The sequence below is a fragment of the Mycobacterium sp. 134 genome (assembly GCF_048282715.1).
Taxonomy (GTDB): domain Bacteria; phylum Actinomycetota; class Actinomycetes; order Mycobacteriales; family Mycobacteriaceae; genus Mycobacterium; species Mycobacterium septicum.
Genome location: NZ_JBLVUN010000008.1, coordinates 5,759,944 through 5,773,887, shown reverse-complemented (window position 1 = coordinate 5,773,887; position 13,944 = coordinate 5,759,944). Strand labels below are relative to the sequence as shown.

Here is a 13,944-nt window from a genome sequence, read left to right as displayed (position 1 = left end):
ATCGCCACCCCGTTTCGCCACGGGCGTAGGCGGGAAGCCGGAGCAAGCACCCGACAACCTTGCACTCACCCAGGTCGAGTGCTAAGAATGCAGTTGGCACTCTCGATCAGTGAGTGCTAGGTCGGGACGGTGAGACCGGGGCCGCACCTGCGGGAGCACACCCCAGTCGTCCGTCGCGGGCACTGAACCCGACCAATGAACGTGCGATCCCCTATCCGGAGGAATCACTTCGCAATGGCTAAGACAATTGCGTATGACGAAGAGGCCCGTCGCGGCCTCGAGCGGGGCTTGAACAGCCTCGCCGACGCGGTAAAGGTGACGCTGGGCCCCAAGGGTCGCAACGTCGTCCTGGAGAAGAAGTGGGGCGCCCCCACGATCACCAACGATGGTGTGTCCATCGCCAAGGAGATCGAGCTGGAGGACCCGTACGAGAAGATCGGCGCCGAGCTGGTCAAAGAGGTCGCCAAGAAGACTGACGACGTCGCGGGCGACGGCACCACCACCGCCACCGTTCTGGCCCAGGCCCTGGTTCGCGAAGGTCTGCGCAACGTCGCTGCCGGCGCCAACCCGCTCGGCCTGAAGCGCGGCATCGAGAAGGCCGTCGAGAAGGTCACCGAGACGCTGCTGAAGAGCGCCAAGGAGGTGGAGACCAAGGAGCAGATCGCTGCCACCGCCGGTATCTCCGCCGGAGACCAGTCCATCGGCGACCTGATCGCCGAGGCCATGGACAAGGTCGGCAACGAGGGTGTCATCACCGTCGAGGAGAGCAACACCTTCGGGCTGCAGCTGGAGCTCACCGAGGGCATGCGCTTCGACAAGGGCTACATCTCGGGTTACTTCGTGACCGACGCCGAGCGTCAGGAAGCCGTCCTGGAGGATCCCTACATCCTTCTGGTCAGCTCCAAGGTGTCGACCGTCAAGGACCTGCTGCCGCTGCTGGAGAAGGTCATCCAGTCCGGCAAGCCGCTGCTGATCATCGCCGAGGACGTCGAGGGCGAAGCCCTGTCGACCCTGGTGGTCAACAAGATCCGTGGCACCTTCAAGTCTGTGGCCGTCAAGGCTCCGGGCTTCGGTGACCGCCGCAAGGCCATGCTGCAGGACATCGCCATCCTCACCGGTGGCCAGGTCATCAGCGAAGAGGTCGGCCTCTCGCTGGAGACCGCCGATGTCGCGCTGCTGGGCCAGGCCCGCAAGGTCGTCGTCACCAAGGACGAGACCACCGTCATCGAGGGTGCCGGCGATGCCGACGCGATCCAGGGCCGTGTCGCCCAGATCCGCGCCGAGATCGAGAACAGCGACTCCGACTACGACCGCGAGAAGCTGCAGGAGCGCCTGGCCAAGCTGGCCGGCGGTGTTGCGGTGATCAAGGCCGGAGCTGCCACCGAGGTGGAGCTCAAGGAGCGCAAGCACCGCATCGAGGACGCCGTTCGCAACGCGAAGGCTGCCGTCGAAGAGGGCATCGTCGCCGGTGGTGGCGTGGCCCTGCTGCAGTCGGCTCCGTCGCTGGAGGAGCTGTCGCTCACCGGTGATGAGGCCACTGGCGCCAACATCGTGCGCGTCTCGCTGTCGGCCCCGCTGAAGCAGATCGCCTTCAACGGTGGTCTGGAGCCGGGTGTCGTCGCCGAGAAGGTGTCGAACCTGCCTGCGGGTCACGGCCTGAACGCCGCGACCGGTGAGTACGAGGACCTGCTGGCCGCCGGCGTTGCCGACCCGGTCAAGGTCACCCGCTCGGCGCTGCAGAACGCGGCGTCCATCGCGGCGCTGTTCCTCACCACCGAGGCCGTCGTCGCCGACAAGCCGGAGAAGTCGGCCCCCGCGGCCGACCCGACCGGTGGCATGGGCGGTATGGACTTCTAAGTCCTGCTCTTTACGGGAAGGCCCGGCTCGCTTGGCGAGCCGGGCCTTTTCGTATCCCCAGCAGTTCTGTCAGTTCTCCGACAGGACGATGCAATCGCTGTCGCACTCGCCGGGTGGGCCGGGCTGCGCCGCCCTGCGATGAAGCACCGCGCGGCTGGGCACGATCTGATGCGTCTCGTCCCCGGCGGTGCCGGCCTGGCCACGCCCGTCCACGATCAACGAATACCCCCCGGGCTGACGCGGCGGGCAGACCAGCGTCGCGTGCTCGTGGGACGCGAGGTTTCTACGGGTGTGTCCTCCGACCGGGCCGACGTGAATGACTCCGTTGACCAGGTGTGGCTCCACTGCGACGGTGTGTGCGTGGTAGTTGTCGTCGACCGTGACGAGGTAGGCGAACGTGTAGTCCGCCAGCTTGTCGGCCAGCTGGTTGAGATCCACTTTCACGCTCATGACGTGAGAATAGTTCGGTAGGAGCCCCGTCGTGGGAGACCTGTCACATGGGTGCAGGTTGTTTGCCGCGGACGAGTCGACCGGGACGTGCCTCCGTGGGGACACCGTTCTCGGCGATGATCTCACCGGACACGACGGTCGCGACGTAGCCGTCCGCGGTCTGGTCGAGGCGGCGCCCGCCGCCGGGCAGGTCGTGGGCGACGACCGGCCGGTGCAGCCGCAGTGCCGCATGGTCGATGACATTGAAATCAGCCTTGTAGCCCAACGCGATTCGACCGCGATCGGCCAGCCCGGCGACCCTGGCCGGTACCGAGGTCAGTTCCCGAACGGCATCCGCGACGGTCAGCATCCCCGTGCCCCGGTCACGTACCCAGTGCGTCAGCAGGTAGGTGGGGAAGCTCGCGTCGCAGATCATCCCGTAGTGCGCGCCGCCGTCGCCGAGGCCGAGGATGACGTCGTCGCGCCGGATCAGCTCGGCGACGGTGTCCAGCGAGTTGTCGCGGAAGTTGGCCAGCGTGACCAGCAGCATGGCGTGCCCGTCGTCGTCGAGCAGGCGGTCATAGGCCTCCTCGAGCGGGTCGACGTCGCGGGCCCGCGCGCGGGCGCCGATCGAGTTGGACGGATCGGGCTCGTAGTCGGGGTGCTCACCCAGCGGATACATGTAGTCCCAGGCCTGCACCGCGAACATCAGCGGGTGTCCGTCGCTGGCCGCGGAATCGCTCAGAATCCGTTGGCGGACTTCGGGTTTACGCATCTCGGCGACCCGCTCGGCAAGCGGCAGGTGGGCGATCTCGCGGTAGCTCGGGTAGAGGACGAACGGATTGCCCGACAGCTCGAGGCCGAGCACCAGTCCGATCGGGCGGGGGAAGATCTGGGCGGAAATGCTGCCGCCGTTTTCGTTGGCCTTCTCCACCATGCGCAGCGCGTCCTCGAAGAACGGCGGCCCGGCATTGCCGATCGCCAGCGTGAACGTGACGGGTAAGCCCACGTCGGCGGCGACGTCGAACACCGTCTGCAGCGCCGGTTCGTAGTCGCCCGCGACCAGATCGGGCACGAACTGGATCAGGCCGCCACCGGCGTCGTGCACGCCCCGGGCGATCGCCTCGATCTCCGCATAGCCGGCGTCGTAACTGGGAATCGGCCTACCGCTCTCGGTCTTGTGGATCGTCAGCCTCGACGAGGCGAATCCCAGCGCTCCGCAGTTCACGGCCTCGGCGGCGAGCTTGCGCATGAGCGCCAGATCCTCGGTCGTGGCCGGTTCCCGGTCGACGCCGCGTCGGCCCATCACGTACACCCGCAGCGGGGAGTGCGGCAGGAACGCCGCCACGTCGATGTCGAGCCGGCGAGACCCCAAGGCGTCGAGGAACTCGGGGAACGTCTCCCACGTCCACGGCAGACCGTCGACCATGACGACCCCGGGGATGTCCTCCACACCGGCCATGACGTCGACCAGCACGTCGTGATCGTCTGGGCGGCACGGCGCGAACCCGACCCCGCAGTTGCCCATCACGGCCGTGGTGACCCCGTGCGCCGAGGACGGGTTGAGCCGGTCCGACCAGATCGCCTGACCGTCGTAATGCGTGTGCAGGTCGACGAAACCGGGGGTGACCAAGAGCCCGGTGGCATCGATCTCGCGTTCGGCGGTCCCGGCCACGGACCCGATCTCGACGATGACGCCGTCGCGCACCGCGACGTCGCCCACATAGGGTTCGCCACCCAGGCCATCGACGATGGTGCCGCCGCGGATACACAGGTCGTAGCTCATCTAACTAACCTACGACTCCCGGCTGTGAATGCCCATGGGGTTGGCCGAAATTCGTGACATTGCGTGGCGTTGTCAGTGGGCCGTGCCAGGATCAGCGCGTGATCGATCACTTCGGCATCAACTGCACCGATTTCACCAAGGCCAGCGAGTTCTACGACACCGTGCTGGGTGTCCTGGGCTACTCCCGGCAGATGGACTATGGCGTGGCCATCGGCTACGGCAGCGAGGGCAAGCCCGACTTCTGGATTGCCGACGCCAGCGCCGGCGAGGCCGGCGGGCCCAACCGGGAGATCCATGTGGCGTTCCATGCGGCCGACACCGATGCGGTCCAGGCGTTCTACGACGCCGCGCTGAAACTGGGGGCGGAGTCGCTGCACGCGCCGCGGCTGTGGCCCGAGTACCACCCGGGCTATTTCGGCGCGTTCGTCCGCGATCCCGACGGCAACAACGTCGAGGCGGTGTTCCACGGGGCCGCGGCGCAGTAGCCGCTAGAGCGGCTCCAGTTCCGAGATCAGCCAGTCGCCGTCGACGCGGGTGAGGCTGACCCGGTACGCCAGTGCGTCCTTGGTCGGCTCGCCGCCCGCGGTCTCGGTCTTCTGGTCGATGAACGCCACCACCATGGCCTCGTCGGCGGACAGCGACTCCACGCCGGTGTTACGGACCGTCGCGGTCTGGGTGACGTTGTCCGGCTTCGCGCGGATCGTCTTGCGGTAGTCGTCGACCGCCGAGCCGGTCAGCAGTTCGCTGACCGCATCGATGTCACCCCGGCTGGTCGTGGGGGTGAAGCTCAGCATCTTGACCACATTGGTGGCCACGAACTCGGTGACCTGCTCGCGCGCATGGTCGTCGTCGGCGACGGGCGCGGGCGCCGGTCGGCTCTTGACCGACAGCTGCCAGGAACCCAGGCCGATGGCGACGATAATGCCGACGACGAGGCCGGTGACCAGCAGCGTCCAGCCGCGTGTGCGTGTCCCCATCAGTTCACGAACTCCAGCTTCGAGGCCTTGTATGCGCCGTCGACATGTTCGACGGTGACCCGCACCCGTTGCAGTGACACCACGCCGATCCGGTTGCTCGTGACGGTGACCTTGGTGTCGACGGCGACGAGCACGACCGCTTCATCGGAGAACAGCGATTCGACGCCGGCCCCGGTGACCGTTCCGTCGGTCTTGACGCCCAATTCCTGGGCCTTGCGTTTGATCTGCGGCGCCTGGCTCTTCAGGTTGGCGCGGAACTCGTCGGTGGCGCCGTCCATGATCGCCTCGAGATCGCTGTCGGCCGTGTCGGCACTCACGGTGACGGTGTGCAGAGCGAAGGTCTGGGCCGCGTCGACGTACGGCTGCCACGACGGTGTGGTGCGCGGCGCCGGGGCGGCCCGGACGAACTGGCTGATCACGAAGCCGATGGCGCACACCAGTAGTACCGCCAGCACAGCCGGAACCACACTCCTTGCAGCACCGGGCTTTTCGGGGAGGCGAGGTTGAGGGATCGGGCTGGGACCCGACCAGGTGGGGGACTGGTGCGGTGCACTGACCACCGGGGGCCCGGGTGCGGTGAAGGTCGGAGCCGCGAAGACCCGCGGGGGTTGCGTCGACACCGGTCGCGGCGACACCGGCTGCACCGTGGGAGGGCGCTGCGCGACAGGGGTGGTGGCCCGGGCGTCGGCGAGCGCCTTCGCGAAATCGCCGCACCGCGCATAGCGGCCATCGCGGTCCTTGGCCATGCCCTTGAGCATCACCTCGTCCAGGTAGGCCAGTTCGGGACGATTGCTGCGCAGGCTTGGCGGGAGCTCGTTGAGTTGCTTGCTGATGACGACGGCGGGGTTGGAATGATGGAACGGCGAATGCCCGGCCAGGAGCTGAAATGCACTGGCCGCCAAGGCGTATTGGTCGGCCCGCCCGTCCATCGTCTGCCCCAGGAGCTGCTCGGGGGCGGAGTAGGCCATCGAGCCGACGGCCATGTTGGTCGCGGTGATCCCGCTGATGTCGTCGATCCGGCGGGCAACACCGAAGTCGGCCAACAGAATTCGGCGACGGGCGACTTCCGGTCCGGTCAGCAGGATGTTGGCGGGCTTGACGTCGCGATGTAACAGGTGGCGGTCGTGTGCGTAGTCGAGGGCTTCGGCGATCGCGGTGACGATCTCGACAGCCTCGGGCAGGGGCATGCCGGAGGGGTGCCGATCGCGTACGTACCGGGCGGCGTCGGTGCCGTCGACGTAGTCCATCGCGATCCACAGCTGACCCTCGTACTCGCCCCGATCGTGCAGGCCCACGATGTGGGGATGCCAGAGCGAGGAAGCGATGTCGGCTTCGCGGTTGAACCGGTCGCGGTACTGGGCGTCACCGGTCAGCGAGGCCGGCATGATCTTGAGCGCATCCTCGCGGGGTAGGCGCGGATGCTGCGCCAGATACACCTCGCCCATGCCGCCTGAGCCGAGCAGACGCTGAATCGTGTACCCGGCGAACACGTCGCCGGAATTCAACGGCATGCCCGTGATCGTAGTCGGGGCGGCGCCGGGGCGGTTCGCGAGTAGCGTCGAGGCCATGGCTGCCGCTGATTCCGATGCCGTCCGAGAATTGCTGCGCGACGCGTTCACCCGGCTCATCGAGCATGTCGACGATCTCACCGACGGGCTGACAGAAGAGGTCTCGAGCTACCGCCCCACCCCGCAGGCCAACAGCATCGCGTGGCTCATCTGGCACAGCGCCCGCTGCCAGGACCTGCAGTTGTGTGACGTCGCCGGGATCGAGCAGGTCTGGACCCGCGATGGCTGGAAGGACCGGTTCGGGCTCGACCTGCCGGCCGATGACATCGGGTACGGGCACACCCCCGACGACGTTGCGAAGGTGCACGCATCCGCCGAACTGCTGGCGGGGTACTACCTGGCCGTGCACAAGGTGACGCTGGCCTACATCGCCGGCGTGACCTCCGAAGATCTCGGCCGCATCGTCGACACGCGGTGGGATCCGCCGGTGACGGCGAGCGCGCGGTTGGTCAGCATCATCGACGACTGCGCTCAGCATCTCGGCCAGGCGGCGTACCTGCGCGGCATCATCCCTTGATCACCCGGTGGTGGCCCCTGATCGGCGTCACGGGGATGGTGCTGCTCGGCTGGGCGGTCCGCGGCGCACCGCAACCGGTCGACAGCTGGTTTCAGCGGCTCGGCAGCGACTTGGGTTCGCGTGCGACGGTTTTCCTCGGCATCACCACACCGGCGGTGTTGCTTGTCGCGTTGCTCGTCGGCATCGGCGTGGCCCTGCGGCAGCACCGCAAGCGGCTGGCGCTCGCCATGGCGGTGAGCCCGCTGCTGGCCATCGCCGTCGTGCGCGTCTGCAAGCCCATCTTCGGCAGGGAGAAGGGAGGTGCGCTGGCCTATCCCAGCGGCCACACCACCTTCCTCGTCGTGGTGGCGGGCCTGCTCGTCCTGGTGGCAGGCGTGGGGCTGTGGTCGGTCGTCCTCGCGGCCGGCGCCATCTTGCTCGGCATGGTCGGCCTGGCAATGACTTTTCACTACTTCACGGACACGGTCGGCGGGGTGTTGCTGGGTACTTCGGTGGTGTGCGCCGCCGCGGTCTTCGCCCGTGATGGGCAGTGCGACCCGGTGAGCGGCGCCTCTTCGGATTTTCGCTGAGCGATCCCCTGTCTGGTCCGGACATTTCGGCGTATCGGCAACTTGCGTCACACAAATCACGATCACGACGCCGTCAGAGTCGATGATCTTGAATTCTGGCGACGGCCTAACTGCCATGTATCACTTGATCATTCGAGTGGGCCGGCCGACTCGCTCAGTTGCGTTCTGCAAGACTTTCGATTTCTCCGCGGTGCGGCAGCAAACTTCAAGATCCGTGGGGAGCTGGCTTGATGGCTACGTTCGAGGGGTTGCGGCAACAGCGCCGAACGACCGGTTAGTTGCGTTCGCAACGACACCCTGAGAAAAACCTGAGAAATCGTTTTCGGCGGCGTAATTTGCTGCGGGAGCGGGCCGACGGCCAGCCCAAATCGCAAGTCAACGAGGGGGTTTCATCTATGAACAGTCGTGTCTCGAGCGGCCTGACCGCGTGCGTTGCCATTGCCGGCGCCGGCGCCATCGCGATCACTCCGGTGGTGGCGTCGACGCCTACGCCGCCGCGCGTCGTCGATGCCCAAGCCGCGCTGATGGCCGACTTCACCGGCATGAATCAAGCGGGATTGGCGTTCCTGGCCGCTCAACGCCTGGCCGACCAGCTCGTGCAGGCGCCGTTCGTCCCGCTGGTCCTCGCCGCGCAGCTCGCGGCGGGCGACAACGCGAGGCTGTACTCACAGATCCGCCAGATCGTCGACTCGCCGGTGTATGTCGCCGATCCCGTCATCGAGGCGATCGCGATCACGTTGCCCGAAGGGGCCGGCGGGGGTTCGGATCACGTGACCAACACCTCGGCCGGAGACGGCGACTTCATGCAGTTCCGCAACAACGAACTCCTCGGGTTCAGGGATGCCGTCAATGCCCAGGTCGCCGGAGCGCTCGGGGTCAGTCCGACCGTGCTCAACGACAACTACGCCGCGGAACTCGCCAGTGGCGTGCAGGAGTCGGCGGTGCGCACCGTCAACGGCGTCGTGCTCGGGGCGGCCGGCCTGGTGGCCGTCGCGCAGGCGATGGCGTCCGGCGGCAACCTTGAGGTCTACAAGGCGGTGAAGGAGTACATCGACGCCCCGATGTGGGCCGCGGATCCGGCCATCGAGGGGCTTGCCGAAGCGCTCCCGATGTCGCTCGGTGGCGGCACCAATCACGACCCGACCGACCCGGCCGGTGATGGCGCGCTGATGCAGTTCCGCAACGAGCAACTGATCGGTGCCCGCGATTCCGTGCGGGTTGCCGCCGCCAAGGTGCTCGGCGTCGGCGACAAAGTGGACAGCACCGGCAACGTGATCACCAACGATCTCAACCGGAGCCGGCTGCTGTCGGCCACCGATGACAAGTCCGACACCGGCTCGAAGGCGAACAACCTCAAGCCTCACGTCACCACCCTCAACGCCCAGCTCGACGACGCCAAGGACAAGGCCGGGAAGCGGGCGGACAAGGCCAAGGCCAACGTGGACCGGGTTGTGAAGAAGGTGAAGCAGGCCGCCGAAAAGACGGCCAAGAAGCTCAGCTCGAAGAAGGCGAGCTCGGAGGACTGAGTTTCGGGGGAGGGGCGGCGTGTGGCGACTTGAGGGGTCGTCACACGCCGTCGCATTTGCTCGCCGACAGCAACGAAATGGTCGCTCATGCTCGCTTGGAGCGACCATTTCGTTGATCTGGGCGCGTGATCGGGCCACCGTTGCTGTCATTCACTTGACAGGTGTCAACCCCGGTGCGACGTGGGTCACACACGGTGGTTAACATAGGCCCATGACTGCGACGCCAGATGTAGCTCTGACCGGAGAGTTCACGGGTTCCGGCACTATTCACAACCCCGCCACCGGTGCCGTCGCCGGCCAGGTGACCTGGACCGACGCGGCCGACGTGCCGCGTATCGCTGCCGGGCTGCGGGAAGCGCAGCGGGAGTGGGAGGCACGCGGCGCGAAGGGGCGCGCCAAGGTGCTGTCCCGCTACGCGGTGTGGCTGGGGGACCACCGCGACGAGATCGAGAAACTCCTGATCGCCGAGACCGGCAAGTCGGCCATGGACGCCGCGCAAGAGGTCCCGCTGCTGATCATGATCCTGTCGTACTACATCAAGGTCGTCGAGGAGGCGATGGCGCCGGACTCGCGACCGGCCGCGCTGCCCATCATGTCCATCAAGAAGATCTCGGTGCACTACCGGCCGCGTCCCGTCGTCGGGATCATCGCGCCGTGGAACTACCCCGTGGCCAACGCGATGATGGATGCCATCGGCGCCCTGGCCGCCGGGTGCGCGGTGCTGCTCAAGCCGTCCGAGCGCACCCCGCTCACTGCTGAGGTGCTGCTGCGCGGCTGGCTGGATTCCGGTGCACCCGAGGTGTTCGCCCTGGCGCAAGGCGCCCGTGCGGTGTCCGAGGCCGTCATCGACAACGCCGACTACATCCAGTTCACCGGCTCCTGCGCGACCGGCGCCAAGGTGATGGAACGCGCCGCGCGCCGCCTGACCCCGGTGAGCCTGGAGCTCGGCGGCAAGGACCCGATGATCGTGCTCGAGGACGCCGACGTCGAGCTGGCAGCCAATGCCGCGGTGTGGGGTGCGATGTTCAACGCGGGCCAGACCTGCGTATCCGTCGAGCGGGTCTATGTGCTCGATCCGGTCTACGACCAGTTCGTCGCCGCCACCGTCAAAGCCGTCGAGAACCTCAAGATGGGCACCGGGGAGGGTTACCACTTCGGTTCCCAGATCGACGACAGCCAGGTCGCGATCACCGAGCGGCACGTCAACGAGGCCGTCGCCGCCGGCGCCAAGGCGCTGACCGGTGGCAAGCGTCCCGAGGGTGGGGGCAGCTTCTTCGAGCCCACCGTGCTCGTCGACGTCGACCACTCGATGGCCTGCATGTCCGAGGAGACGTTCGGGCCGACGCTGCCGATCATGAAGGTGTCCTCGGTCGAGGAAGCCGTCCGGCTGGCCAACGACAGCCCCTACGGCCTGAGCGCGTCGGTGTTCTCCAAGGATGTCGAGCGGGCCAAGGCCATTGCGCTGCAGCTCGATTGCGGTGCGGTCAACGTCAACGACGTGATCTCCAACCTGATGTGCACGACGGCGCCGATGGGCGGCTGGAAGACCTCGGGCATCGGTGCCCGCTTCGGCGGTATCGACGGGGTGCGCAAGTTCTGCAAGCAGGAGACCGTGGTGGTGCCGCGCACCAGTGTGGGCGCCGGCGGCAGCTACTACAACAACTCGGAGAAGGCCATCGTCAGGATGAACAAGCTCCTGACCAAGCTGGCATTGGCTCGTCCGCGCCGTAAGGCCAAGTAACGACGTACCAGCCGTTCACCCCGGCGACACCTTCGTGTTCGCCGGGGTGGATACCGTCGGCCGGTGACTCTGGACATCACCGGCTACTCGGTCCGTGACGACGACGATGACGACCCTGAACTGCTGCTGGAACCCGGCGGCGAGGTCGTCGACACCTGGCGGGAGAACTACCCGTACGAGGACCGCATGTCGCGCCAAGAGTACGAGGAGCAGAAGCGGCTGCTGCAGATCGAGCTGCTGAAGCTGCAGAAGTGGAGCCAGGGCAACGGGTTGCGGCACGTCATCGTTTTCGAGGGACGCGACGCGGCAGGCAAGGGCGGCACCATCAAGCGGTTCATGGAGCACCTCAACCCCCGCGGGGCCCGGGTGGTCGCGCTGGAGAAGCCGACCGAAAAAGAACGCACCCAGTGGTACTTCCAGCGCTACGTGCAGCACTTGCCCGCTGCCGGTGAGATCGTGCTGTTCGACCGCTCCTGGTACAACCGCGCCGGGGTGGAGCGCGTGATGGGCTACTGCTCGCCCAAGCAGCACGCCGAATTCATCCGGCAGGCCCCGTTGTTCGAGCAGATGCTGGTCAACGACGGCATCAGCCTCACCAAGCTGTGGTTCTCCGTCACGCAATCCGAGCAGCGCACCCGGTTCACCATCCGCCAGGTCGACCCGGTGCGGCAGTGGAAACTCTCACCCACCGACCTCGCGTCGCTGGACAAGTGGGAGGACTACACCGCTGCCAAGGAAGACATGTTCGCCTGGACCGACACCGAGATGGCGCCCTGGACCGTGGTCAAGAGCAACGACAAGAAACGCGCCCGCATCAACGCGATGCGCCATGTGCTCGGTAAGTTCGATTACGACAACAAGGATTTTGACGTGGTCGGCCACGCCGATCCGCTGATCGTGGGGCGTGCCCTGTCGGACTGAGCAGTCTGGCCGCCGCCTGAGAACTAGGAGGACGGCGTGCGCTTCGTCATGACGCTGTTCCTGTGGGTGCTGACGACGATCCTGCTCGCTGCGGCGGTGCCGTCAGCGTGGGTGCAGAAGAACATCATCGACCAGCAGGGCTACTCGGCGTTCGCCGCGGCTGCGGCCGAGGATCCGCAGCTGCAGCAGGCGGTGGCCGGCGAACTCACCACCCAGGTGCAATCCCTTGCCGCGCAGAACGGGGCGGACGTGGACTCGCGGCGAATCCGCGCCGCGGCGGGTGCCTACACCACGGGCCCGGACTTTCCCGGGCAGTTCGCGCTGGCCAATCAGCTTGCGCACACCTGGATGTTCACCGACCGGTTGTCGCGGAACGAGAACGGCAGCTGGGTGATCGATGTGGCACCGATGCTCTCGGATGCCTCGTTCCACGAAACCCTGACCAACTTCGGCATCGAAGTGCCACAGACGCTTACGGTTCCCATCGCCTCGTCGGCGCCGGACAGTCTGCGGCCAGGGATCCTGCGTCCGCTGGCCGTGTGGGGTCCGTGGGTCAGTGTGGGCGTGACGGTGCTGGCCGGCGTTTTCGCCCTACTGACGCTGGCCGCCGCCCGTGCCCGCGGTAAAACCATTGCTGCACTGGGGGTTTCCGCGTTGCTGGTGGGCGCGGCAGGCTGGGCGGGGCTGGAGACCGGCCGCCGCTATCTCAACGAGGCCCTCAACCACACCAGCGGGGACATTCGCCAGATCGCCGACGCCATGGCCGGCCACGCGATCGACAGCCTGCACCAGTGGCTCAACCTGGCCCTGGCCGCCGGTGGTGCGCTGGTGGTGTTCGGGATCATCGTGGCATTGCTCGGCGGCCTGCGTCGTCGGGATTGACGCCGGCCGATCCGGCAACCCAACTGTCGTCATTACAGTAATGTCCACAGCATGTTGCGCGTCATTCAGTGGGCCACCGGATCCGTTGGCAAGCATGCGGTCGCGGCGGTCGAGGCCCACCCCGAACTCGAGCTGGTCGGTGCCCTGGTCTACAGCGACGCCAAGGCCGGTCGCGACGTCGGAGAAATCTGCGGCATCGGCGACATCGGCGTCGCCGCCACCACCGATCGGGACGAGATCGTGGCGACCGACGCCGACTGTGTCCTGTACATGCCGCAGGGCGAGATGAACCCGATGGGCGCGGTCGACGACATCTGTCGCCTGCTGGCCTCGGGCAAGAACGTGGTGTCCACCGCCGTCACCGGGCTCATCTACCCGCTGAGCATGGGGCAGCGGGTGGTGGACAAACTGGAAGCGGCCTGCGTCCAGGGGCAGTCCTCGTTTCATGGCACAGGTATCGAACCCGGATGGGCCGCGGAGGTCCTGCCGCTGACCATGTCCGGGCTGTTCCAGCGGATCGACACCCTGCTGGTGCAGGAGTTGATGGACTACAGCACCTACGACAGCCCCGAGATGATGTTCGACATCATGGGCTTCGGCAGGAGTCCCGACGAGCCGGTGCCGATGGCCGATCCCGCACTGGCCGGGCTGACCTTCAAGGCGCCACTGATGCTGCTGGCCGAAGGGCTCGGCGCCACCATTGACGACTTCGTCTTCGACCGCCAGGTGGCCGTCGCGGCCGAGGCGTTCGACATCAAATCCGGCCGGATAGAGGCCGGAACCGTGTCGGCACAACGGTTTTCCTACACCGCGGTCGTCAACGGACGGCCCGCGCTGACCGTCGAACACATCACCCGCCTCGGCGACGATCAGGCGCCCGACTGGCCGGCCGGGCGCGGCTGGCACGTCACCGTCGAGGGCAACCCGTCGATGGAGCTCAAGTCCCGCATCGCCACCCATGATGAAGACGAGACCGAGCAGGGCTGCCTGGGCACCGCGATGCATGCGGTGCACGCCATCGCGCCGGTGTGTGCGGCAGCTCCCGGGATCCGGACCTTCCTGGACCTGCCGATGATCGCCGGACGGGGAGTGCTGGCCTAGGCGAAGCCTGCTTGTTGGGGGGTGTGACCCAGATAACTGGTCCAACCAGTTGACCAGTAGGGAGCCGCGC

General features: G+C 66.8%; 13 protein-coding genes. 9 read left to right on the top strand and 4 right to left on the bottom strand.

The genetic code is table 11. From position 1 onward, the window contains the following. Positions 1-234 precede the first annotated feature (234 nt). On the top strand, positions 235-1,857 hold the full coding sequence (groL, locus tag ACNQVK_RS32535) for a chaperonin GroEL (RefSeq protein WP_276126892.1): 1,623 nt from the start codon (positions 235-237) through the stop codon (positions 1,855-1,857). Between the two features lie 69 nt (positions 1,858-1,926). On the opposite strand, the gene ACNQVK_RS32530 is transcribed toward groL, so the two are convergent. Continuing rightward, positions 1,927-2,307, bottom strand: a complete 381-nt coding sequence (locus ACNQVK_RS32530; RefSeq protein ID WP_418032795.1) for a pyridoxamine 5'-phosphate oxidase family protein — start codon at positions 2,305-2,307, stop codon at positions 1,927-1,929. 43 nt (positions 2,308-2,350) lie between these two features. Then, the gene (locus tag ACNQVK_RS32525) at positions 2,351-4,072 is read right to left on the bottom strand and encodes an N-acyl-D-amino-acid deacylase family protein (protein WP_418032794.1); all 1,722 of its coding nucleotides are present in this window, start codon (positions 4,070-4,072) and stop codon (positions 2,351-2,353) included. 98 nt (positions 4,073-4,170) lie between these two features. Here ACNQVK_RS32525 and ACNQVK_RS32520 point away from each other — a divergent pair, with 98 nt between their 5' ends. After that, positions 4,171-4,557 carry a VOC family protein gene (locus ACNQVK_RS32520; protein WP_418032793.1) on the top strand — a complete coding sequence of 129 codons (387 nt, stop codon included), beginning with the start codon at positions 4,171-4,173 and terminating at the stop codon, positions 4,555-4,557. A 3-nt stretch (positions 4,558-4,560) separates the two neighbouring features. Here ACNQVK_RS32520 and ACNQVK_RS32515 read toward each other — a convergent pair whose 3' ends face one another. Continuing rightward, positions 4,561-5,049: a hypothetical protein gene (locus ACNQVK_RS32515; RefSeq protein ID WP_418032792.1), complete on the bottom strand. Its 489-nt coding sequence runs from the start codon at positions 5,047-5,049 to the stop codon at positions 4,561-4,563. After that, positions 5,049-6,560, bottom strand: a complete 1,512-nt coding sequence (locus ACNQVK_RS32510; RefSeq protein WP_418032791.1) for a protein kinase domain-containing protein — start codon at positions 6,558-6,560, stop codon at positions 5,049-5,051. The genes ACNQVK_RS32515 and ACNQVK_RS32510 overlap by 1 nt, the downstream gene beginning before the upstream one ends. 55 nt (positions 6,561-6,615) lie before the next feature. Between ACNQVK_RS32510 and ACNQVK_RS32505 the strand changes: the two genes are divergently transcribed. The 7 genes from ACNQVK_RS32505 to ACNQVK_RS32475 all read left to right on the top strand — a co-directional run bounded on the left by ACNQVK_RS32505 (position 6,616) and on the right by ACNQVK_RS32475 (position 13,874). After that, positions 6,616-7,134: a mycothiol transferase gene (locus ACNQVK_RS32505; RefSeq protein ID WP_211157413.1), complete on the top strand. Its 519-nt coding sequence runs from the start codon at positions 6,616-6,618 to the stop codon at positions 7,132-7,134. Further along, positions 7,131-7,703 carry a PA-phosphatase gene (locus ACNQVK_RS32500; RefSeq protein WP_418032790.1) on the top strand — a complete coding sequence of 191 codons (573 nt, stop codon included), beginning with the start codon at positions 7,131-7,133 and terminating at the stop codon, positions 7,701-7,703. Before ACNQVK_RS32505 ends, ACNQVK_RS32500 begins: the two co-directional genes overlap by 4 nt. Positions 7,704-8,098: 395 nt before the next feature. Beyond that, entirely contained in the window at positions 8,099-9,229 is a 1,131-nt protein-coding gene (locus ACNQVK_RS32495) for a hypothetical protein (RefSeq protein WP_418032789.1), read from the top strand. Positions 9,230-9,440: 211 nt separating this feature from the next. Beyond that, on the top strand, positions 9,441-10,970 hold the full coding sequence (locus tag ACNQVK_RS32490) for an aldehyde dehydrogenase family protein (protein WP_409551256.1): 1,530 nt from the start codon (positions 9,441-9,443) through the stop codon (positions 10,968-10,970). 63 nt (positions 10,971-11,033) lie between these two features. Next, the gene (gene ppk2 / locus ACNQVK_RS32485) at positions 11,034-11,891 is read left to right on the top strand and encodes a polyphosphate kinase 2 (protein ID WP_409551257.1); all 858 of its coding nucleotides are present in this window, start codon (positions 11,034-11,036) and stop codon (positions 11,889-11,891) included. A 36-nt stretch (positions 11,892-11,927) separates the two neighbouring features. Then, the gene (locus ACNQVK_RS32480) at positions 11,928-12,773 is read left to right on the top strand and encodes a hypothetical protein (RefSeq protein WP_418032788.1); all 846 of its coding nucleotides are present in this window, start codon (positions 11,928-11,930) and stop codon (positions 12,771-12,773) included. A gap of 51 nt (positions 12,774-12,824) precedes the next feature. Beyond that, on the top strand, positions 12,825-13,874 hold the full coding sequence (locus ACNQVK_RS32475; RefSeq protein WP_418032787.1) for a dihydrodipicolinate reductase: 1,050 nt from the start codon (positions 12,825-12,827) through the stop codon (positions 13,872-13,874). Positions 13,875-13,944 lie beyond the last annotated feature (70 nt).

Excerpts from the sequence above, each read along its gene's own strand:
- ACNQVK_RS32525 (WP_418032794.1), bottom strand. The coding sequence starts at position 4,072 with ATGAGCTACGACCTGTGTATCCGCGGCGGCACCATCGTCGATGGCCTG.
- ACNQVK_RS32515 (WP_418032792.1), bottom strand. The coding sequence starts at position 5,049 with ATGGGGACACGCACACGCGGCTGGACGCTGCTGGTCACCGGCCTCGTC.
- ACNQVK_RS32510 (WP_418032791.1), bottom strand. The coding sequence starts at position 6,560 with ATGCCGTTGAATTCCGGCGACGTGTTCGCCGGGTACACGATTCAGCGT.
- ACNQVK_RS32505 (WP_211157413.1), top strand. The coding sequence starts at position 6,616 with ATGGCTGCCGCTGATTCCGATGCCGTCCGAGAATTGCTGCGCGACGCG.
- ACNQVK_RS32495 (WP_418032789.1), top strand. The coding sequence starts at position 8,099 with ATGAACAGTCGTGTCTCGAGCGGCCTGACCGCGTGCGTTGCCATTGCC.
- ACNQVK_RS32530 (WP_418032795.1), bottom strand. The coding sequence starts at position 2,307 with ATGAGCGTGAAAGTGGATCTCAACCAGCTGGCCGACAAGCTGGCGGAC.
- ACNQVK_RS32490 (WP_409551256.1), top strand. The coding sequence starts at position 9,441 with ATGACTGCGACGCCAGATGTAGCTCTGACCGGAGAGTTCACGGGTTCC.
- groL (WP_276126892.1), top strand. The coding sequence starts at position 235 with ATGGCTAAGACAATTGCGTATGACGAAGAGGCCCGTCGCGGCCTCGAG.
- ACNQVK_RS32475 (WP_418032787.1), top strand. The coding sequence starts at position 12,825 with ATGTTGCGCGTCATTCAGTGGGCCACCGGATCCGTTGGCAAGCATGCG.